The following is a 21,397-nucleotide window of genomic DNA, read 5'->3' on the forward strand; positions in this document are numbered from 1 at the left end:
TCGTGTGAAAAGAGTTGCGGCGCAATCATTGCAATCCGGCGAGAGCGCCCGAGGTGAGGGTGACGGGTTGCCCGGTACGGGAGGATTCGTAGATGGCGAGGACGATCTCGAGCGCGCGACGAGCGTCGCGTCCGGAGACCGCCGGTGCGCGGTCCTCGACGATCGCGTGGACGAAGTCTTCGATCTGCATCTGATGGAACGGCACCAGACCGACGTGGATCTTCGAGAGCGGCGGGTCCGATTCGATGGCCGTCGAGTGCATCTGCCGGTACTCCTCCTCGCCGGCGACGGTCCAGATGTCGTTGACCGCAGGTGTGCCCTCCGGGAACTCCGTCAGGCTCACCGTATGCCCATTGCGTCCACCGACCACGATCTGAGTACCGAGACCGGGTGCGAAAGTCGTGCCGGCGGTGATGGTGGCGAGTCCGCCGGACGAGAACTTCACGGTGGCCGCGACGGTGTCCTCGACCTCGATGTAGTCGCCGTGGACCAGGGTGTCCACGTGACCGGTCACCTCGACGGCGTCGCCCATGAACCACTGCAGCATGTCGATGTAGTGGATGGCCTGAGTCATGAGGACGCCGCCACCGTCGGTGTCCCAGCGGCCACGCCACGGATCGGACGTGTAGTACTCGCGGTCGCGGCCGAGCCGAACGGTGCAGGTGGCGACGATGGGTGCACCGCCGAGGTCACCGGCATCGATGGCAGTGCGGATGCGCTGAGCGGCGGGCCAGAACCGGCGCTGGAACAGCACACCGAACTTGACCCCTGCGGCCGCTGTCGCCTCGACCATGCGGTCGGCCTCGTCGAGGGTGATGGCGATCGGCTTCTCGCACAGAACGTGCAGGCCGTGTTCGGCGGCTGCGATGACGATCGCTTCGTGGGTCGGGTGCGGTGTGCAGATGGTGACGGCGTCCAGCCCGCTGCCGAGCAGGGCCTCGAGGTCGTCGTACGCGTGGGCGATTCCGTGTGCGGCAGTGAAGGAGTCGGCCCTCTCCTTGCTGGTGTCACTGCAGGCGGCCAGTTCGACCTCGGGCATGGCGTGCAAGGCCTTGGCGTGATTGATCGCGATCTTGCCGCAACCGACGATTCCGACTTTCAGGCGTGCGGTGGTCATGGTTGTTCCTTCTGTTGGAGAACGTCTACAGGGGTGGGGTGAGGTGTTATGCGACGGGCTTGCCGAGCTGCACGAGCGGCGTCGTGTACGTCTCTCGAGCGGTGGACGCCGCCGCTGCCGAGATCAGGCACGCCGCGGCCACCAGGACGGCGACGGGGATCCAGTTCGTGCGGCTGTCCCCGACGATGGTCCACGCGATGGTGGGCGCGAAACCGGCGAAGGCGAAACCGATCTGGGTTCCCAGTGCCATGCCGGAGAACCGGACCTTCGTGTTGAACATCTCCGCATAGAATGAGGGGAAGATGGCATTCGGTGCGCTGTAACAGATTCCGGTGAAGACGATCGCGCCGACGTAGATGAGCGCCACGTTGGCGGTGGAGATCGCCCAGAAGTAGAAGAAGATTGACACCGCGAGACCGACGACGCCGCTGATGAACACCGGCTTGCGGCCGATGCGATCGGCGAGGACGGCCAGCGAGGGTTGCATGACCAACGCGACGACGTTGGCGACGACGGCCGCCCAGAGCATGGTCGGACGGCTGATACCGACCTCGGAGCTGGTTGCGAACGCGAGTCCGAAGACGGCGAAGATCGTGCCGCCGACCGACTGGAACGCACACAGGATCACCCGCAGTACGTCGGTCGAGTGGGTGCGCAGAAGCGTCGCGACGGGGAAGCGTTCGAGTTCGCCGTTCTCCCGGTTCTCCGTGAAGACCTCCGGTTCCTCCAGCTTGCGCCGCGCGATGTATGCGGCGAAGACGACGACGGCGCTGGCGAGGAACGGGATGCGCCATCCCCAACTGAGAAGCTGGTCTTCCGGCAGGGTGGCGACCGAAAGGAATACCAGCGTGGCGAGGATGAAGCCGGCCTGCGTGCCGGTGAGGGTCCAGCTGGTGAAGAAGGCCCGGCGGTGTTCCGGTGAGTGCTCGAGGGTCAGCGAATTGGCTCCGGACTGTTCGCCGGCCGCCGAGATGCCCTGACAGACACGGAGGCAGACGAGGAGGATCGGCGCCCAGATTCCGATGTGCTTGTACTCGGGCAGACATCCGATGAGGAACGTTGCCGTGCCCATCAATCCGAGGGTGAACAGCATGATCTTCTTACGTCCGACGCGGTCTCCGAGATGTCCCAGCAGGACCGCTCCGATGGGCCGGGCGATGTACGCGACACCGAAAGTTGCCAGCGACAACAGGGTTCCGGTCGCCGCACTCGACGAGGGGAAGAACACCTTGCCGAAGACCAGGGCCGCCGCGGACGCGTAGATGTAGAACTCGTAGTACTCGAGCATACTGCCGAGAAACGCGGCGGTGGCAGCTCGTTTGACCTTGCGAAGGTCTGTCCGAGGACCGGTGCCCGTGGCATCGATAGTCGTCGTCATTCGGTTTCTCCTCTGTGCGTGCATGGCACCGCTCCACTGGCGTTCGTATGGCGAACGGAAGTTCGTCCTGCGCAGATCCTGAATGTAGCGCACGGAATGTGACAGGCGCAATAACTTTGTACCTCACGGACCAAAAAGTGTCCAGTAGGTACAAAGAGCATGACAAAGCTCCCCCACCAGGCGTGGGAGGTGGGTGACGGGGCGCGCGTGAGCGAGGTCAGATGCAGACGTACCGGACCGCGACGTCACCGATGACGGTGCGCAGATGCGCCCGCAGGTCGTCCGCGGCGAGGTCGCGCTGGAACAGCGCGTCGAACGTGTACTGGTTGGAGATGCGGAACAGCGACACGCTGTTGATGAGCATGTGGACGTCGATCGCCTCGATGTCCTGACGGAACACGCCGGCGGCCTGGCCGCGGCGCAGCACATCCTCGAGGACCGCCAGCACGGGCATTCCGAGTCCGGCTACCTCGTCGGACTGCCGAATGTACTTGCCTTTCATCATGTTTTCTCCGCTGACGAGGCGGACGTAGGCGCGATGCGTGTCGTGGTGGTCGAACGTCAACTGCGCGATCAACCTCAGTGCGTCGACGGGTTCGGCGTGCTCGAGGTCCACCTCGTGTTCGAGTTCCCGCATGAGCTTGTAGTTGCGCTCGAGTACGGCGGTGTACAGGCCTTCCTTGCCGCCGAAGTAGTAGTAGATCATGCGTTTGGTGGTCTGGGTCTTCTCGGCGATCTCGTTGACGCTGGCGCCGGACAGGCCCTTCTCGGCGAACTCTGCGGTCGCGACTTCCAGGATGTCGGCCTGAACGAGTGCCGGATTGCGGCGCGTTCTCGCGGGCGAGACGCGGGTGTGCGGGCGATCGCTGATCGCCTCTTCGTGTTCGTCGGGCGACGCTGTCATCGGTGGACCACGGCCCAAGCTTATCCGAGCGCGTTCGCGGCTCGTGGATCCCCGGGGTCAGGCCTTGACGGCGTGCAGGGTCGGTGCAACACTGAACTCGATGGTTCAGTATCCGGTTCTCGACGCTACGTTCGCCGCACTGGCAGACCCCACGCGACGTGGGATCCTCCGTCGGCTCGGCGAGGGCGCCTGCTCGATCAGTGACCTGGCCGAACTCTTCGAGATGACGCTCACCGGCATCAAGAAGCACGTGCGACTGCTCGAAGAGGCGGGGATGGTCGTGACCGAGAAACGTGGCCGGGTGCGGTACTGCATGTTGGGGACCAATTCCCTCGAGCGTGAGGTGGCCTGGATCCGCGACTACCAGCTGTCGCTCGAAGGGCGCCTGGACCGTCTGGACGAATTCCTCGAGCGAACGGAAGGCACGTCATGAGCACTTCGCAGACTCCCGCGACCGCGACCGTCTCGACGCCGACGGACCGGGAGATTCACGTCGAACGCATCTTCAACGCTCCCCGCGACCGCGTGTGGGCTGCATTCACGAGACCGGAACTGCTCGCCCAGTGGTGGGGCCGCGGAAACGAACTCGACCTCGAACGCTGGGAATTCGAGCGCGGCGGGCACTGGCGCTTCGTCGAGCATTCGGACGGCGAAACCCACGGCTTCGAGGGCAGATTCCGGGAGATCACCCCGGAAGAGCGCCTGGTGTACACGTTCGAGTGGGACGGCATGCCCGGCCACGTCATCGTCGAGAACAACACCTACACCGACCTCGGTGACGGACGCACCAAGCTGTCCGTGGTCAGTCAGTTCCACACCCCCGAGGAGCGCGACGGCATGTTGCAGTCCGGCATGGAAAGTGGCATGAACGAGAGCTACGCGGCGCTGGATGCGGTTCTGGCGCAGACGAGCTGGTGATCGTAAACAGTCAGGCGGAGGGGGCGGGTATGCCGCCACCGATCGAATGACGTTGGTGGACTTCCCCCCTCATTCTCGTCATGGTCGGCACGCCGTCGCCGGCTTCGGACTCCATCTTGGCGAGAATCTTCACCGCCGCCTCCTGCCCCATCTCGGCCAGGGGAGGGGCGTAGGACGTGATTCCGGGTGGAAACACCTCGTACCATTCGGGATTGCCATGTGCCGCAACGGACAGGTCGCCGGGCACCGACAGGCCGAGGTCGGAGCAGGCGTGCAGAACGCCCAGCGCGATTCGGCTACTGGCGGCGATGACGACGCCCGGCAGGTCGTCGGCGATCGCGTGCACCGCGTTCCGTCCCCATTCCGAGGTGAAGTTGCCCTCGAGGATGCGGAAGCGGTGACCGGCAGTTCCGTTGGGCACCTCAGGTATTCCCGCGCGGTCGACGGCGTTACGAAACCCGCGCATGCGGTCGGCGGTCGTGCTGTGGTCGGCCCCGCCGATGACGAGTGCGAGATCGGTGTGGCCGGACTGGAGGGCCAGTTCGGTGATCGCTTCGATGCCGTATTCGTCGTCGCTGACGACTGCGTCGGTCTGTAGCGGGACCGAGTGGCGGTTGAGTTGCACGATCGGCACGCCGGTCGGCAGTGTGCGTCGAGCGTCGACGGGGACGTGGATGATTCCGTCGACGCGGTGATCGAGCAGTGAGCGCAGTCCGCGTTCCTCGGATTCGGGATCGTTGCCGCTGGCGCTGACCACGAGTTGGAATCCGGCCTCGAACAGAACCGATTGCAGCACGGCGGCGCTGTCGGTGTAGAACTCGTTCGAGATGTCGGGTAGCAGCAACCCGACGACGCGCGTCTTGTTCTCGCGCAGTGCCTGGGCGACCTTGTTCGGCCGGTAGCCCAACGCATCGGCCGCCTCGAGGATCCTCTTGCGGGTGTCGGGGTCCACGTAGCCGCGCCCGCTCATCGCGCGTGAGGCGGTACCCACCCCCACCTTGGCCAGCGCGGCGACGTCCTGAAGTTTGGGCACAAAGCCACCATACCCAACGTAACCGCAGGTAAAGCGGTCGAGGGCGACGGCGAACGTCGGGAAAACGACCTTTCTTGACAGAACGAGTGGCTTGCGCCACAGTGATGTGGAACCGATTCCACATGGCGTGAGTCACAGTCTCGGATGTGGGTGATCCACTACGTCAGGCGAAAGGCCCTTCGTGTCCGTTCAGTCAAGAAACCTGTTCTCCCTCCTCACACGCCTGGCAGGGGACGAGGCACAACTAGACATCTTTTCCGCCGACAGCTGCATCGAGAGCTGGTTGGCCACCGAGCGGGCCCTCGCCATCGCGCAGGGTGAGCACGCGGTCATCACGGCGGACGACGCTGCGGCGATCGCGGCAGCGGCTCGGATCGACAACATCGACCGCGATTCCCTGTGGGAGACGTCGAAGAACGTCGGCTACCCGATCCTCGGGCTTGTGCGGCAGATCTCCGGGGCGCTGCCGGAGGGACCGAACGGTCGCGTCCACTACGGTGCGACCACGCAGGACATCATGGATACCGGGCTCGCCCTGCAGCTCGCTCGGTCGCTGGCCGCGCTCGACCGGCAGCTCGGCGAATTCGGCGATGCGCTCGCGGTCCAGGTGGAAGCCCACGCCGGCACCGTGATGCCCGGCCGGACCCACGCCCAGCAGGCGGTGCCGACCACGTTCGGCGCCACGCTCGCGACGCTGCTGGGTCAGGTCACCCGCCACCGCGAGCGTCTCCAGCAGGCGGTGCCGCGCATTGCCGTGATCTCCCTGTTCGGGGCGGGCGGCACGTCCGCAGCGCTCGGAGCGAGGTCCGCGGACGTCCGGACCCGCGTCGCCGATCTGCTCGGCCTGCACGACACCGACATTCCCTGGCACGTCGACCGTGACGGTATCGCCGAATACGGCTGGCTCTGCGCCACTGTCGCGGCGACGTGCGCCAAGCTCGCCCGCAACATCGTCGACCTCTCCCGCACGGAGATCGGCGAGGTCTTCGAGCCCTACAACAGCCACCGCGGTGCGTCGTCGACGATGCCGCAGAAGGTCAACCCGATCTCCTCCGAGGCCATCATCGGACTGTCCCAGACCGCCGGTGCGCTGTTGTCGTCGCTGAGCCGCATCCAGGAAGCAGGCCACGAACGCAGCGCCGGCGAGTGGCAGATCGAGTGGCAGGTGATCCCGCAGCTCGGGGTCCTCGCCGGTAGCGCACTGTCCGAAGCGCTGGTCATCGTCAAGGGCATGCGGGTCGACGCGGACAGGATGCGCGCGAACCTCGACATGGACGGCGGATTGGTCATGGCCGAGGCGCAGATGATCCAGCTCGCCGAAACCATGGGCCGCGAACGCGCTCACGACCTGCTCTACACGGCCGCCACGCGCGCTCGAGCCACGAATCGTGTTCTCGCCGAAACCCTCCGCGAGGCCGCGGCGGAGGCCGGTGTCGCCGAACTGCTGCCCGCACAACTGGTCACCGCCGACGACTACCTCGGCGAGGCGAAGGACATCGCCGCGAGTGCTGTCCGCGGATGGCACGACCACGCCGTCGTCGACGAAGACCTGCCCTCCATTCCTCAGCTTGCAAGGACCTGACATGAGCACAGTGACCACGGTGACGGAGCAGCCACCGAAACTCGCAGGAGAGGAACGCTTCGACTACATCCGCGGGCGTTTCGGCCTGATCGCCGCGCTGCCCCTGCTCATCGGCATCCTCGTCCTGCCGATCGACATGCCGAACCCCCAGCAGGCCATGCTCGCGGTCCTCACCGTCGTGGTCCTACTGTGGATCACGGAACCCGTCCCGATCCCGGTGACCGCGCTGATCGGCATCGCCCTACTCGTCGTCCTCGGCGTCGGCACACCCCAGGAGGTGTACGGGTCCTTCGGGTCCGCGACCGTGTTCCTGGTGATCGGCGCCTTCATCCTGGCTCGCGCCATGACCGTGCACGGCCTGGACCGACGGTTCGCCCTCAAGGTGCTCTCGTTCCCGGGGATCGGCAACAGCACGTACCGCACCGCGGCGGCATTCGGCGTCGTCGCCTGCATCCTCTCGATGTTCGTGTCGTCCTCCGCCACCGCGGCGATGCTGCTTCCCATCGGCATCGGCGTGGTCAAGACGATCGGTGATCTCATTCAGGAGCAGAACCCGGGCATCAAGACCAACCGCACCAAATTCTCCTGCCTGCTCATGCTGTCCATCGCCTACGGGGCGAGCATCGGGTCGGTCCTCACCCCGATCACCGGCATCGCCAACGTCATCGGCCGCGGCACGATCGAGCGAATGACCGGCTACAAGGTCGAACTGTTCGACTGGATCTCCATGTCGGCCCCGTACCTCCTCGTGATGGGTGCCGTCATGTGGGTCGCGCTGATCCTCGTCAACCGGCCTGAGGTGAAGCACATCCGCGGCGGACAGGACTACTTCCGCGCGCACTACGCAGACCTCGGCCCGATGAACCGCGGCGAACGCAACGTTCTGGTGATCTTCCTCGTCACGGTCGTCCTGTGGGTGCTGCCCTCCCTGGTCACCACTTTCGGCATCACCAGCCCGATCGTCACCGCGTTCACCGACCACCTCAACGAGGGATCCGTCGTCGTCCTCACCGCCGGCCTGCTGTTCTTCCTGCCCCGCGGAAACGGGAGCGGTGAATCCACCCTCACGTGGACCGAGGCCGCCAAGATCGACTGGGGCACGGTTCTCCTCGTCGGCGCAGGCCTGACCATCGGCACCATGATGAACGCCACCGGGCTCGCCGAAACCCTCGGCACTACCATCGCCCGGGCAACGGGTGTCCAGAGTTCCTGGGTTCTCGCCTTGATCGCCATCGTCATGGGGCTGGTCATCTCCGAAACCACCAGCAACACGGCCAGCGTCGGTATCGTCGTCCCGATCATCATCCCGATCGCCCTCGCCATCGGTGTCGACCCGATCATCCCGGCAATGGCCGGCGTGTTCGGTGCAAACGCCGGAGCCATGCTTCCGGTCTCGACACCACCGAACGCCATCGTCTACGGATCGGGGTACGTGCCGATGATCAAGATGATCAGCACCGGCATCTTCATCGACATCATCTGCATCATCTGCATCCCCCTGATCTTCGGTGCCGTCGTCGGCATCGGGTCCCTCATCGCGCTCCACGCGTGATTCAACCGGTCGTGCAGCGAATCACTCGACGAGCACGCAGCGTGCTCCGCTGAAGATGGTGGGCATGCACTTGTTGCAGTGGATGCACAACGACTGGGTGCGGGGCTCGGACCGGATGCGGTTCACCAGGTCGGGTTCGCGCAGCAGTGCCCGGGCCATGGCGACGAATTCGAAGCCCTCGGCCATGGCTGTGTCCATGCCCGCCCGGTCGGTGACTCCGCCGAGCAGGACGAGCGGCAACGTCACCGCCGCGCGGATCTGACGTGCGTGCTCGAGCATGAACAGGTCGCGGTACGGGTAGGCGTGGATCAGCGACTTCCCGGCCAACTGGACACCGAGGCGGACCGGCTGCGGCATGGCGGCCGCGAACTCCCGCACCGGCGCGTCACCCTTGAACAGGTACATCGGATTGAGAAGTGAACTGCCCATGGTGAGTTCGAGGGCGTCGACGCTGCCGTCGTGCTCCAGCAGTCCGGCCACCTGGATGGCCTCGTCGAGCCAGAACCCACCGGGGACGCCGTCGTCCATGTTCAGCTTGGCGAGGATCGCGACCCGGCCGCCGACGGCGTCGCGCACGGTCCGGGCGACGTCCCGCACCACCCGGGCCCGGTTCTCGAGTGATCCGCCGTAGGAATCGGTGCGACGGTTCAGCTTCGGGCTGAGAAACGCGCTGGCGAAGTAGTTGTGGCCGAAGTGGATCTCGACGGCGTCGAATCCGGACTCGACGGCGAGCCGCGCCGCGGTTCCGTGGGCGGCGGTGATCCGAGTGATGTCTGCGGTGGTGGCGCTGCGGATCATCCGCATGCTGAGCGGGTTGAACGACCTAGAGGGTGCGAGCGCCGGCAGTCCGGTGGACTTCTCGTTCGCGACGGGTCCGGCGTGCCCGAGTTGGGCGGATGCGGCCGCACCCTCGGCGTGGATGGCGTCGGTGAGCCTGCGCAGCCCGGGCACGGCGTCCGGGCGCATCCACAACTGCCCGCGTTCGGTGCGACCCTCCGGTGCCACGGCGCAGTAGGCCACCGTCGACATCCCGACCCCGCCCGCCGCGGGCCGGCGGTGGAACTCGATCAGTTCGTCGGTGACCAGCGCGTCGGGAGTGCGGCCCTCGAATGTGGCCGACTTGATGACCCGATTGCGTAACGTGATGGGGCCCAGCGTGGCCGGGGCGAAAACGTCTGGATGTGTGGTCATTCCCGGCCCTTCGTCGTGTGCGTTCGACGGTAGGCGGCGGGAGGGTTCGGTGACCGGAACGTGTCCGCTGAGCGGGAGACCGCCGCGGCCCCACGGATGACCCCTCGACATCCGTGAGACCGCGGTGTCGTCTCAGCCGACGGTCTCGGGCGTCTTCTCCGGTGTGGTGTCGGCGGCCGCGCTCTGTTGCCTGCGTCCGAGCACCCAGCAGGCCAGTGTGATCGCACACGTGAACGTGAGCGTCGCGAACAGCTGGTTGCGTGCCGCGTCGTCGAACAACGCCAGCACCGCGACCGCGGCCAGCAGCGCGAGAGCGACATACGACAGATACGGGAAGCCCCACATCTTCAGCGGAAGATCCGTTCGGCCCGACTTCTCGGCGCGCCGCCGCAACACGATCTGCGAGACGGTGACGAACGTCCACAGCACCAGGATCGTCGAGCCGACCGCGTTGAGCAGGAGCGGGAGAACACGATCCGGGGCGAGGTAGTTGAGGACGACGGTGACGAACCCGAACGTCACCGATGCCAGCACCGCCACGCGGGGAACGCCGTTGCCCGACACCCGGCCGAACACCTTCGCCGCCGCCCCCCGCTCGGACAGCGAGTAGATCATCCGGGAGCCACTGAACAGCATGGCGTTCAGCGACGACAGCAGTGCGATGACCACGACGACGGTCATGACGGCGCCGGCACCGGGCACGTGCGCGGCGTTCAGGACCGCGACGAACGGTCCCGTCGCGAGTTCGTCGGCGGTCCACGGCAGCACCGTCACCATGATGAGGACGGAACCGACGTAGAACACCAGGATCCGCCAGACGATGGACCGCACCGCGCGGCTCACGTTGCGCCGCGGTTCCGACGTCTCGGCGGCCGCGATGGCCATCACCTCGGTGCCGCCGAACGCGAAGACCACGATCAGCAGGCCGGCCGCGATGCCGGTGACACCGTTGGGGGCGAACCCGCCGTGGCCGGTGAGGTTCGACAGGCCCGGCGCGTCGAAGCTCGGAATCCAGCCGAGGATCATCGCGGAACCGACCGCCAGGAACGCGACGATCGCCACGATCTTCAGTGCGGCGAACCAGAATTCGAACTCGCCGAAACGGGAGACGCCCGCCAGGTTCACGGCGGTCAGCACACTCATGTACGCCAGGGCGGCCACCCATTGGGGCACTGCGGGTATGGAGGCGGCGGTGATCGCCGCCGCCGCGGTCGCTTCCGCGGCCACCACGATGACGACCTGCACCCAGTAGAGCCAGCCGATCGTCCGGCCGGCGACCGGGCCCATCGCGTTCTCGGCGTGGACGGAGAACGCGCCGCTGTCGGGGTCGGCGGCCACCATCTCGCCCATCATCCGCATCACGAGGACGACGAGGAATCCGGCGATGAGGAAGGAGACGAGCACGGCGGGCCCGGCGACGGCGATGCCCGCACCGGAGCCGACGAACAGTCCGGCGCCGATCGCGCCGCCCAGGCTCATCATCACCAGCTGCCGCGGTTTCATCGCCTGCTGCAGGCCAGTGGATTTCGGTGGGTCGTGAACGGTGTTCATGGGGGCTCCCGTGCCGTCAGACGAGCTGATCGAGTGCGATCTCGAACGCGGTACCGGCGATTCCGGTCGGCTGCGACGAACGCGCGAAGCAACGCTCGAGCGCCGTCGCGACGGTGGCGGAGACGTCCCCGAAGATCGCCTCGTCCGACACCTCGATGTCGCCTTCCATCAGCAGCGCGAACGCCCGGGCCATGCCGCAGTTGGCGATGAAGTCGGGGACGACGGCGACGCTCTTGTCGGCGTACTCGTAGGTGGGGCCGTAGAAGATCTCGTCGTCCGCGAACGGCACGTTGGCGCCGCTCGCCACCACCTCGAGGCCACCGGCGATCAACCGGTCCACCTGGTCACGTGTCACGAGACGTGATGCGGCGCAGGGGAGGAAGATCTCGGCGCCCGAACTCCAGATCGCTTCGTTGATCTCCTCGAACGGCACCATGCCTGCTGCGCGGAGTTCGTTGCCCTCCTTGGCCAGGAACAGCGCGCGGATCTGCTCGAAGTCGTAGCCGTCGGTGTTCGACAGCCCACCGTTGCGGTCGAGGATGCCGACGATCCGGGCCCCGGACTGCGCCAGGTAGTACGCGGCGGCGGCGCCGACGTTGCCCCAGCCCTGCATGATCACGCGCTTGCCGGCCAGTTCGCCGCCGTAGACCCGGTAGTAGTGCCGCACCGATTCGGCGACACCCCAGCCGGTGATCAGGTCGGACACCGTGTACTTCGCCTGCGGATCGGGAGTGAACCGCGCATCCTCGACGACCTTCGCGACACCCAGTCGAAGCTGTCCGACCCGCTGCACCCGCTCACGATCGCTGGCCGCGAAGTGCCCGTTGACGACGCCCTCCTGCGGGTGCCACAGGCCGTAGCTCTCGGTGATCGGCACGACCTCGGCCATCTCGTCGACGTTCAGGTCGCCACCGGTGCCGTAGTACGCCTTGAGGAGCGGGGTGACGGCCTTGAACCAGCGCCGCAGCACCTCGTCCTTGCGCGGGTCGGTCGGGTCGAAGTCGATGCCCGACTTCGCGCCGCCGATGGCCGGGCCCGAGACGGTGAACTTGACCTCCATGGTCTTCGCGAGCGACTCCACCTCGCGCCGATCGAGACCGCGGCGCATCCGGGTTCCGCCGCCGGCAGCGCCGCCACGCAGCGAGTTGATCACCGTCCATCCGCGTGCGGAGGTCTCCGTGTCGTGCCACTCGAAGACGATCTCGGGGGCCTTCTCTTCGAATCGGGTGAGCAGATTCTTCATGGCTTCTCTCGGTTTCTCGGCTGCCGGGGGCTCGGGGCGACCCGGTCGGTGTTCCCGACCGCTGCCCGCGCTGTTACGGCGATCACTGTGTCGGGCACCACTCGTGCGCCGCAACCGGCCGGCCGGCACATAGCCACGATGAACACCACCGAGAAAGAAGTTCCAGAATATTCTATTCAGTTTGTGCAGCAGGGACGGCGATCGTGTTGCTAATCCGGTTCCGAGGAAGCTGTGCGGTAGGCCGGGGCCTTCGCCGAGCGCGGCCGGTCGAGGGTCCGCAGGAGAGGCATCGACCGGTACGGGACGATCACCGACAGCACCATCACGCTGGTGGACCGGGCGACGACGCTCGACTTGTTCAGATCGATCAGCGTCTGCTGCAGCCCGAGGTGGGAACCCGCCGCGATGCGGCACAGGATGTCGCCCGAACCGGTGGTCGCGAAGGCCTCGAGCACGCCGGGAATCGACTCCAGTTCCGACGTCACGGAGTCGAGTGCGCCCTGCGCCGTCTCCAGCGTGACGAACGCCTGCACGTCGAACCCCGCGGCCGCGATGTCGAGGTGCGGCTCGTACCCGGCGATCACGCCCGACTCCTCGAGTTTGCGCACCCTCGCCTGGACGGTGGCCCGCGCGACCTTGATCCGGCGCGACAGTTCCAGCACGCCGGCCTTCGGGTCGTCGTGCATGGCGTCGAGAAGGGCGAAGTCGAGCTCGTCCAACTGCACTGCGTCCTTCATGGCCAGACCTCTCCGGGCGGGTTCAACTAGTCCGACTGTATAAGAAAATCGGTCCGAGGGTCGCCGAGGGTGGCACTGTGGCTAGCTTCTGCTGGCTCGGTTGCCTATGTGGGCGGTGTGGGTTTTCGTAGTGACCCAGGCAACAGGCCACGCCCCGTCCCTCGAACCAGGAAGACAGCGATGACGATCGAGCAGACTCTCACCGACAAGGAACGCCTGGCAGGTCTCGACCTCGGCCAGCTCGAACAGCTGGTCGGGCTCGTCGAATACGACGGCACCCGCGACCCGTTCCCGGTCAGCGGCTGGGACGCCGTCGTCTGGGTGGTCGGCAACGCCACCCAGACCGCCCACTACTTCCAGTCCGCATTCGGGATGACCCTCGTCGCCTACTCCGGACCCACCACCGGCAACCGCGACCACCACAGCTTCGTCCTCGAATCCGGCGCCGTCCGCTTCGTCATCAAAGGCGCCGTGAACCCGGACAGCCCCCTGACCGAGCACCACCGCACCCACGGCGACGGCGTCGTCGACATCGCCCTCGCCGTCCCCGACGTCGACAAGTGCATCGCCCACGCCCGTGCCCAGGGCGCCACCGTCCTCGACGAACCCCACGAGGTGACCGACGAGCACGGCACCGTCCGCCTCGCCGCGATCGCCACCTACGGCGACACCCGCCACACCCTCGTCGACCGCAGCAACTACACCGGCCCCTACCTGCCCGGCTACGTCGCCCGCACGTCGTCGCACACCAAACGGGACGGCGCCCCCAAACGCCTGTTCCAGGCCCTCGACCACGTCGTCGGCAACGTCGAACTCGGCAAGATGGACCACTGGGTCGACTTCTACAACCGGGTCATGGGGTTCACGAACATGGCCGAGTTCGTCGGCGAGGACATCGCCACCGACTACTCCGCCCTGATGTCCAAGGTGGTCTCCAACGGCAACCACCGGGTCAAGTTCCCGCTCAACGAACCCGCCATCGCCAAGAAACGCTCGCAGATCGACGAATACCTCGACTTCTACCGCGGTCCCGGCGCCCAGCACCTGGCCCTGGCCACCAACGACATCCTCACCGCCGTCGATCAGCTGACCGCCGAGGGCGTCGAATTCCTGGCCACCCCCGACTCCTACTACGAGGACCCCGAACTGCGGGCCCGGATCGGCAACGTCCGCGCCCCGATCGCCGAACTGCAGAAACGCGGCATCCTCGTCGACCGCGACGAAGACGGCTACCTGCTGCAGATCTTCACCAAACCCCTCGTCGACCGCCCCACCGTGTTCTTCGAACTCATCGAACGCCACGGCTCCCTCGGCTTCGGCATCGGCAACTTCAAAGCCCTCTTCGAAGCCATCGAACGCGAACAAGCCGCCCGCGGAAACTTCTGAGCGAGAGGATCACTCCGCGAGACCGGTGAGGGCGAACCTTCGTCGACGATTGTGCAGCGACTTTCCCGCCGGATCGGTGCCGTCGCGAATACGATGACGCCATGAGCCCTACCGAGGCAGTGGTGGCCGGTGCCGGTCCGACCGGGCTCACGCTCGCGCTGGAACTGGCGCGTCGGGGCGTGGAGGTGCGGATCCTCGACAAGTCGCCCGAGCCGTTCGCGGGTTCGCGGGGAAAGGGATTGACCGCGCGCAGCCAGGAAGTGATGGACGATCTCGGCATCGTCGACGAGATCGTCGAGGCGGGGTTCCGGCACCTGCCCAGCCGGGTCGCGGTGCGCGGCCAGGTGGTGCGCGACAGCGACCCGCACGCGGACCTGAGCCCCACCCCCGATCGGCCCTACGACGGCGGTCTGATGATCCCGCAGTGGCGGACCGAGCAGATCCTGCGAGAAAGGCTGTCGGAGTTCGGGATCGACGTGGAGCGCGGCGTCGAGGTGGTCGGCTTCGAGCAGACCACCGACAAGGTGGCCGTCCGGCTCGCCGGCGGCGGGACCGTCATGGCGCGCTACCTCGTCGGCTGCGACGGCGGGCGCAGCGCGGTGCGCAAGGCGCTCGGGGTGTCGTTCGAGGGGACGGGCGGCATCGAGGGCATGCTCCTCGGCGACGTGTCCGTCGACGGGCTGGCCCCCGATCGCTGGTACCAGTGGACGCACCCCGAGCGGGGGTTCGTCGCGTTGTGCCCGTTCCGTGGAATCAACTCCTGGCAGTTCCAGGGAGTGCCGTTCGCGGACTTCGACGAGGAGGGCAACCTGCCCGAACCGTCGCTCGAGTACTTCCAGCGGGTTCTCGACGACATCGCCTGCGGCCCCGGCGTGCGATTGTCCGAACCGACGTGGCTGTCCACCTGGCATGTGAACGTGCGGATGGTGGACCGCTTCCGCGACGGTCGGGTGTTCCTGGCCGGGGATGCGGCCCACGTTCATCCGCCGGCCGGTGGGCTCGGGATGAACACGGGAATCCAGGACGCCTACAACCTCGGGTGGAAACTCGCTCTCGTCCTGGCCGGCTCCGCGGACCCGTCGCTCCTCGACACGTACCAGGAGGAACGCTTGCCGCTCGCGCGCTGGACGCTCGGGGTGAGCAGCGCGGGACTGCAGAAGGTGGCCTCGAACCTCGGGCGCGAGGACTCCGAGGGGTTTGCGGGCGCGGTGACCGAAGACGGCCAGCAACTCGGTCTGGGCTACCCGTGGAGTTCACTGTCGCGGGACGGGGACGTGACGACGGGTCTGCGCGCCGGAGATCGCGCACCCGACGCGCCCTGCCTGAGCCCGGACGGCACGCCGCTGCGACTGTTCGACGTGTTCCGGGGCACGCACTTCACAGTTCTCGGGTTCGGCGGCGGCTCCCGGCACATCCTGCAGACCCTGGCCGAAGACGCGCCCGACGACGTGACGTACGTGGTGGTGGGCGATTCCCGCGGTCCCGGCGTGGACGTCGTCGACGACCGCGGTTTGGCGCGCAGCGCGTACGGGGCACACGGTGGCACGCTGGTGGTGGTGCGCCCCGACGGGTACGTCGCGCTCACCGCCGCGGCCACCGCGGCCGACGACGTCATCGACTATCTCGGTCGACTGGTGGGGAGGTCGTCGTGACCGCGGAGCGTAGCGCGCAAGCGCGGACCTTCAGCGCCGGGTTAGCGCATCGACTTCGGCCTGCCGGGAGCGCGGGGCGGTCGCCGCTGCTGCTCGATGTACTGCCGGATGATCGAGATGGGTGCCCCGCCGCACGATGCGGCGAAGTAGCTCGGGGACCAGAGGTGTCCGTTCGTGGAGTGTCGGTTCACCCATTCTCGGTACTGGTCGCGCAGGCGGCGTGCGGAGACGCCTTTGAGGCTGTTCACCAGCTTCGAGATTTGGATGGTCGGAGGGTATTCGATCAGCAGGTGCACGTGGTCGCCCTCCCCGTTGAACTCGACCAGCCGAGAACCGTAGTCGTCGCACACGCTGCGCATCACCTGTTCGCAGGTGGTCAGCAGCTCGTCGGTGAGGACTCCGCGGCGATACTTGGTAACAAAGACCAAGTGGACGTGCAGGGCGGAAAACACGGAGCGGCCGCGTCTGTATTCAGGTTCAGAAACCATAGACCAATGTTATTCTTTGGGTGTGCAGTTGCGATACCAGTACCGCGTCTATCCGACGCCCGGTCAGCAGGACATGCTGGCCCGGTCGTTCGGGTGTGCGCGGGTGGTGTTCAACGACTGCCTGCGCATCCACCAGGACGCGTATGCGTGCGGGGTGAGACTGTCGGATACCGCCGTGCAGAAGCAGGCAGTCACCGCAGCGAAGAAGACTCCGGAGCGGGCCTGGTTGGGCGAGGTCGCATCGGTGGTGCTGGTGCAGGCGTGTCAGGACGCGCGGCGGGCGTACCGAAACTGGTTCGACTCGCTCTCCGGGAAACGGAAGGGCCGCAAGGTCGGCGCGCCACGGTTCCGGTCCCGCCGGGACAATCGGCAGACGATCCGGCTGACCCGCAACGGGTTCTCGAATCGCCCGAACGGGAAGCTGTACGTGGCGAAGGTCGGCGAGTTGGAGGTCGCCTGGTCCCGCGATCTGCCCTCGGAACCGTCCTCGGTGACGATCATCAAGGATGCAGCGGGCCGGTACTTCGCGTCGTTCGTGGTCGAGACCACCGACGAACCTCTGCCGCCGGTCGATGCGGAGGTCGGTATCGACCTCGGGTTGGCAACGTTCGCGGTCCTGTCGAACGGCAAGACGATCAGCTCGCCGAAGTTCCTGCGCCGTGCAGAACGCAAGCTCGGCAAGGCGCAGCGAGTTCTGTCGCGCAAGGAGAAAGGCAGCAACAACCGGGTCAAGGCACGTATTCGCGTCGCGAAGGCCCACGCCAGAGTGTCCGACGCTCGCAAGGACTGGGCGCACAAGCACTCCACGGCGATTATCCGCGAGAACCAAGCGGTGTTCGTCGAGGATCTGTGCGTCCGGGGGCTGGCGCGGACACGGTTGGCGAAATCGGTCCACGACGCCGGGTGGGGAATGTTCACCCGCATGGTGGAGGAGAAAGCCGCCCGCTACGGGCGCACCTTCGTCAAGGTGGACAGGTTCTATCCGTCGTCGCAGATCTGCTCCCAATGTGGGGTCCAGGGCGGCCCGAAACCGCTCTCGATCCGGGAGTGGTCATGCAAGGCGTGCGGAGCGGTTCACGACCGCGACGTCAACGCCGCGAAGAACATCCACGCCGCAGGACGTGCGGAGTGGCTAAACGCCTGCGGAGGGGCCGTCAGCCTTCCCTCCTAGAGGGAAGCGAACCCCAATGAAACAGGAACCCACCCAAGCGGCGCGCAGCGGCGCAGAAGGAATCCCGGTCGTTCACGGCCGGGAGGACGTCAAGAAAGGCTGAACGATGCGACGACGACGACACAAGGACGAGGAACGCGATTACGACGAGGCCGATCTCGAGGTCGGGCCCCCGAAGGACCACGCGGCAGGCCCGACCGCCGTCGCGGTGTCGATGAAGCGCGCGCTCGAGCACATGGGCGTGGTCCGCACGGCCGAGACGTTGCTGCAACTGAACCAGGCCGAGGGGTTCGACTGCATGAGCTGCGCGTGGCCCGATCCGGAGCCGGGCCACCGGCACGCCGCGGAGTTCTGTGAGAACGGCGCCAAGGCGGTGGCGGAAGAGGCCACCCGCGACCGCGCGACACCCGAATTCTTCGCCCGCCACAGTATCGCCGAGCTCGACTGCCACAGCGAGCACTGGCTGGGGCAGCAGGGCCGGATCACACACCCGATAGTGAAGCGGCCCGGAGGAACGCACTACGAACCCATCGAATGGGACGAGGCCTTCGCCCTGATCGGGGAGCAGCTGAACGCCCTGGACAGTCCGGACGAGGCGATCTTCTACACGTCCGGCCGGGCGTCCAACGAGGCGGCGTTCGCGTACCAGCTGTTCGTCCGCGCGTTCGGGACGAACAATCTGCCCGACTGTTCCAACATGTGTCACGAATCGACCAGCATCGCGCTGCAGGAGTCGATCGGCATCGGCAAGGCCAGCGTCACGATGGACGACGTCTATCAGGCGAAACTCATTGTGCTGCAGGGCCAGAATCCGGGGACCAACCATCCGCGAATGTTGTCGGCGCTGGAGAAGGCGAAGCAGAACGGCGCGAAGATCCTCTCCATCAACCCGCTCCGCGAGGCGGGCCTGGTCAACTTCAAGAATCCGCAGACGCCCCGAGGCATGGTGGGCCCGGGTACCGACCTGTCCGACATGCATCTGCCCATCGCGCTGAACGGCGACCTCGCGCTGCTCCAGGCGTTCGGCTCGCTGCTCGTCGAATGGGATGCCCTCGACCACGAGTTCATCGAACAGCACACGATCGGATTCGAGCTGTGGAAGCAGCACGTCACCGACATCGACTGGGACGTCGTCACGCGCACGACCGGGCTGTCGCGGGAACAGATCACCGACGCGGCCCGGCTCCTGCGGGATTCCGACGCCACCGTGTTCTGCTGGGCGATGGGACTCACCCAGCATCACAACTCGGTGGCGATCATCAAGGAAGTCACCAATATCGCTCTCGCCCAGGGAAACATCGGCAAACCCGGTGCCGGGCTGCTGCCGGTGCGCGGGCACTCGAACGTGCAGGGCGACCGCACGATGGGGATCTGGGAGCGTCCGCCGCGGCACTTCCTGGACGCGCTCGCGAAGGAATTCGACTTCGACCCGCCGCGCGAGAACGGCTACGACACCGTCGATTCCATCCGGGCCATGCGCGACGGCAAGGCCCACTTCTTCCTCGGACTGGGCGGCAACTTCGTCCAGGCCGCCCCGGACACCGACGTCACCGCGGCCGCACTGCGCAAGACCCGGATGACGGTCCACGTCTCGACGAAGATCAACCGCTCGCATCTCGTCTGCGGTGACACCGCCCTGATCCTGCCGACGCGGGGGCGCACCGAGCAGGACGTCCAGGCCGGTGGGCCGCAGTTCATCTCGGTCGAGGACTCGACGTGCTCGGTCCACTCCTCCCGTGGTCCGTTGAAACCGGCCAGCCCGCACCTCGATTCGGAGGTCGGTATCGTCACCCGCATCGCCGAGGCCACGATCGGCGACCGCTACGGTCTCGAGTGGAAGACGATGCGGGACGACTACGCGAACATCCGCCTGCACATCTCGCGGGTGGTGCCCGGCTGCGAGGGGTACGAGGTGAACGTCCGCCGGCCGGGCGGGTTCGTCCTGCCGCACCCGCCGCGCGATTCCCGCACGTTCCCCACCCACTCGGGCCGCGCGGAATTCGCGGTGTCCCCGATCGAGGTGCTGCAGGTGCCCCCGCGGCACGTGATTCTGCAGACGATCCGCAGCCACGATCAGTTCAACACCACGATCTACGGGCTCAGCGATCGCTACCGCGGAATCGAGGGCGGCCGCCGCGTGATCTTCCTGCACCGCGACGACATCGCCGCCCTCGGATTCGACGACGGCGACATGGTCGACCTCTTCACACACTGGGCAGAAGACGACCGCGTCCGCTGCGCCCACGACTTCCGGATCGTCGAATACGACACGCCCCGGGGTTCGGCCGCCGCCTACTACCCGGAGACCAACCCGCTCGTCCCACTCGATTCCACGGCGGTCGGCAGCAACTGTCCCACGTCGAAGTCCGTCATCGTTTCCGTGGAACACGCCGGCAAATACAGCGCCGAATGCCCACCGGAGGCGAGCCAGGACGAGGTCGGATCGGACCGATTCCACAAGGCGACCCCCCAACCGAAGCATCTCTCCTGACGTGAGTGGCATCGTGTGCCCCGGCACGCTTTCCCACTCACCTGCGCAGGTGAGCGGCAATGTGTGCGGGGGTGCGCATCGGCGCTCACGTCACCGGGCGAACCGGACATTCTGCACTTACAGTGAATGACTGTGACCGACTCCGTGCTGTCGCCCTGATCGCCGTCATCATGGCCGCGGTGGCCCTGGCGCGCGGCGCCGCCGTCGTGGAGGACACCGGCACGGATCCGGCTCAGCCCCTGTCCTGTTCGCGCAGATAGGCCGCCAACGGTTCGTGGCGTTGTATGCGTGACACGGCGATTCGACGAGCCGCCACCCACATCAGCGCGGAGACGCCTACGGCGACTGCGACGCACAGAGCGAAGTCCGCGGTGCCGATGCGCGTGTGCACATCGGCCGGTCGCACGAGGCGCCACAGCACGACCGGGACGACGGCGATTGCCACCGAGAACGCCGGGAACACCCCGTACGGCACCACCAGCAGGATCAGCCACCGGACGACGACGGTGCGCCACCGGGCGCGTTGCTCCCACCGCCACCGCAGCGACCGCTGGTGGTACGGGAAGAACACCCCGACCAGACTCGACCCGGCCAGTGCACCGAACGGGCACAGCGCCACCGCGACCACCACCACCGCCGTGAACAGCCAGTCCTGCTCGACGACACCCACGGCGATCGCGATGGTCGCGCAGATCGGGGCGATCAACATCCACAGAGCCACCGCCTTGGCGGCGAGCAACGCACCCAACGCGTCCCGGTCGTCGAGCGCGGCGAGAACCCGCTCACGGTCCGGTGCCAGCACGTTGGTGGCGGTGACGTCGGCGTACATCCAGCCGGCGAGGGCCAGGGCGAAACCCGACGGTCCGGTCCACTCGAACAACCAGTTCCGCGGCAGTAGGAACCAGGCCCCGATCATCAGGACGGCGTTGAACGCGACGGTCGCAAGGGTGTCAGCCGGGTTGCGCCAGATCCTGATCCACTCCGCGCGAAGAGCGGCCATGCC

Annotated in this window: 18 protein-coding genes; 8 read left to right on the forward strand and 10 right to left on the reverse strand. The window is 66.6% G+C overall.

Annotated elements, in window-relative coordinates:
* Nucleotides 1–25: 25 nt before the first annotated feature.
* The 3 genes from CJ177_RS24170 to CJ177_RS24180 all read right to left on the reverse strand — a co-directional run bounded on the left by CJ177_RS24170 (nucleotide 26) and on the right by CJ177_RS24180 (nucleotide 3,399).
* Complete coding sequence (locus CJ177_RS24170; RefSeq protein WP_095868780.1) at nucleotides 26–1,117, reverse strand: Gfo/Idh/MocA family protein; 1,092 nt, start codon at nucleotides 1,115–1,117, stop codon at nucleotides 26–28.
* Between the two features lie 46 nt (nucleotides 1,118–1,163).
* A complete protein-coding gene (locus CJ177_RS24175; protein WP_061044739.1) occupies nucleotides 1,164–2,495 on the reverse strand; it encodes an MFS transporter in 1,332 nt (443 codons plus the stop codon).
* A 217-nt stretch (nucleotides 2,496–2,712) separates the two neighbouring features.
* Nucleotides 2,713–3,399: a TetR/AcrR family transcriptional regulator gene (locus tag CJ177_RS24180; RefSeq protein WP_005250085.1), complete on the reverse strand. Its 687-nt coding sequence runs from the start codon at nucleotides 3,397–3,399 to the stop codon at nucleotides 2,713–2,715.
* 100 nt (nucleotides 3,400–3,499) lie between these two features.
* Here CJ177_RS24180 and CJ177_RS24185 point away from each other — a divergent pair, with 100 nt between their 5' ends.
* Nucleotides 3,500–3,832: a helix-turn-helix transcriptional regulator gene (locus CJ177_RS24185; protein WP_095868839.1), complete on the forward strand. Its 333-nt coding sequence runs from the start codon at nucleotides 3,500–3,502 to the stop codon at nucleotides 3,830–3,832.
* The gene (locus CJ177_RS24190) at nucleotides 3,829–4,317 is read left to right on the forward strand and encodes an SRPBCC family protein (protein WP_095868781.1); all 489 of its coding nucleotides are present in this window, start codon (nucleotides 3,829–3,831) and stop codon (nucleotides 4,315–4,317) included. Before CJ177_RS24185 ends, CJ177_RS24190 begins: the two co-directional genes overlap by 4 nt.
* Before the next feature lie 10 nt (nucleotides 4,318–4,327).
* Here CJ177_RS24190 and CJ177_RS24195 read toward each other — a convergent pair whose 3' ends face one another.
* Nucleotides 4,328–5,350, reverse strand: a complete 1,023-nt coding sequence (locus CJ177_RS24195; protein WP_218835128.1) for a LacI family DNA-binding transcriptional regulator — start codon at nucleotides 5,348–5,350, stop codon at nucleotides 4,328–4,330.
* A 181-nt stretch (nucleotides 5,351–5,531) separates the two neighbouring features.
* On the opposite strand from CJ177_RS24195, the gene CJ177_RS24200 reads away from it, so the two are divergent.
* Both CJ177_RS24200 and CJ177_RS24205 read left to right on the forward strand, forming a co-directional pair.
* A complete protein-coding gene (locus CJ177_RS24200; RefSeq protein WP_257014659.1) occupies nucleotides 5,532–6,932 on the forward strand; it encodes an adenylosuccinate lyase family protein in 1,401 nt (466 codons plus the stop codon).
* 1 nt (nucleotide 6,933) lies between these two features.
* Nucleotides 6,934–8,484 (forward strand): DASS family sodium-coupled anion symporter, encoded by a 1,551-nt coding sequence (locus CJ177_RS24205; RefSeq protein ID WP_257014660.1) that lies wholly within the window; start codon nucleotides 6,934–6,936, stop codon nucleotides 8,482–8,484.
* A gap of 21 nt (nucleotides 8,485–8,505) precedes the next feature.
* Here the strand turns inward: CJ177_RS24205 and CJ177_RS24210 are convergent, their stop codons facing one another.
* From CJ177_RS24210 to CJ177_RS24225, 4 genes are all read right to left on the reverse strand, one after another.
* The gene (locus CJ177_RS24210; RefSeq protein ID WP_095868783.1) at nucleotides 8,506–9,675 is read right to left on the reverse strand and encodes an NADH:flavin oxidoreductase; all 1,170 of its coding nucleotides are present in this window, start codon (nucleotides 9,673–9,675) and stop codon (nucleotides 8,506–8,508) included.
* A gap of 132 nt (nucleotides 9,676–9,807) precedes the next feature.
* Entirely contained in the window at nucleotides 9,808–11,226 is a 1,419-nt protein-coding gene (locus CJ177_RS24215) for an amino acid permease (RefSeq protein ID WP_005250092.1), read from the reverse strand.
* A 16-nt stretch (nucleotides 11,227–11,242) separates the two neighbouring features.
* A complete protein-coding gene (locus CJ177_RS24220) occupies nucleotides 11,243–12,469 on the reverse strand; it encodes a Glu/Leu/Phe/Val dehydrogenase dimerization domain-containing protein (protein WP_095868784.1) in 1,227 nt (408 codons plus the stop codon).
* A gap of 209 nt (nucleotides 12,470–12,678) precedes the next feature.
* A complete protein-coding gene (locus CJ177_RS24225; RefSeq protein WP_005250094.1) occupies nucleotides 12,679–13,206 on the reverse strand; it encodes an Lrp/AsnC family transcriptional regulator in 528 nt (175 codons plus the stop codon).
* A gap of 180 nt (nucleotides 13,207–13,386) precedes the next feature.
* Between CJ177_RS24225 and hppD the strand changes: the two genes are divergently transcribed.
* Nucleotides 13,387–14,592, forward strand: a complete 1,206-nt coding sequence (hppD, locus tag CJ177_RS24230; RefSeq protein WP_025431936.1) for a 4-hydroxyphenylpyruvate dioxygenase — start codon at nucleotides 13,387–13,389, stop codon at nucleotides 14,590–14,592.
* A 101-nt stretch (nucleotides 14,593–14,693) separates the two neighbouring features.
* Nucleotides 14,694–16,244, forward strand: coding sequence for an FAD-dependent oxidoreductase (locus CJ177_RS24235; RefSeq protein ID WP_095868785.1), 1,551 nt, complete (start codon nucleotides 14,694–14,696; stop codon nucleotides 16,242–16,244).
* Between the two features lie 41 nt (nucleotides 16,245–16,285).
* Here CJ177_RS24235 and tnpA read toward each other — a convergent pair whose 3' ends face one another.
* Nucleotides 16,286–16,732, reverse strand: coding sequence for an IS200/IS605 family transposase (gene tnpA, locus CJ177_RS24240; protein WP_082764688.1), 447 nt, complete (start codon nucleotides 16,730–16,732; stop codon nucleotides 16,286–16,288).
* Nucleotides 16,733–16,754: 22 nt separating this feature from the next.
* Between tnpA and CJ177_RS24245 the strand changes: the two genes are divergently transcribed.
* Together CJ177_RS24245 and CJ177_RS24250 are read left to right on the forward strand one after the other, a co-directional pair.
* Entirely contained in the window at nucleotides 16,755–17,903 is a 1,149-nt protein-coding gene (locus CJ177_RS24245) for an RNA-guided endonuclease TnpB family protein (protein ID WP_061043479.1), read from the forward strand.
* Nucleotides 17,904–18,009: 106 nt separating this feature from the next.
* Nucleotides 18,010–20,394 carry an FdhF/YdeP family oxidoreductase gene (locus CJ177_RS24250; RefSeq protein ID WP_095868786.1) on the forward strand — a complete coding sequence of 795 codons (2,385 nt, stop codon included), beginning with the start codon at nucleotides 18,010–18,012 and terminating at the stop codon, nucleotides 20,392–20,394.
* 232 nt (nucleotides 20,395–20,626) lie between these two features.
* On the opposite strand, the gene CJ177_RS24255 is transcribed toward CJ177_RS24250, so the two are convergent.
* On the reverse strand, nucleotides 20,627–21,394 hold the full coding sequence (locus CJ177_RS24255; protein WP_061043484.1) for a hypothetical protein: 768 nt from the start codon (nucleotides 21,392–21,394) through the stop codon (nucleotides 20,627–20,629).
* Nucleotides 21,395–21,397 lie beyond the last annotated feature (3 nt).

The sequence above is a fragment of the Rhodococcus sp. ACPA1 genome (genome assembly GCF_002300195.1).
Taxonomy (GTDB): Bacteria; Actinomycetota; Actinomycetes; order Mycobacteriales; family Mycobacteriaceae; genus Rhodococcus_F; species Rhodococcus_F opacus.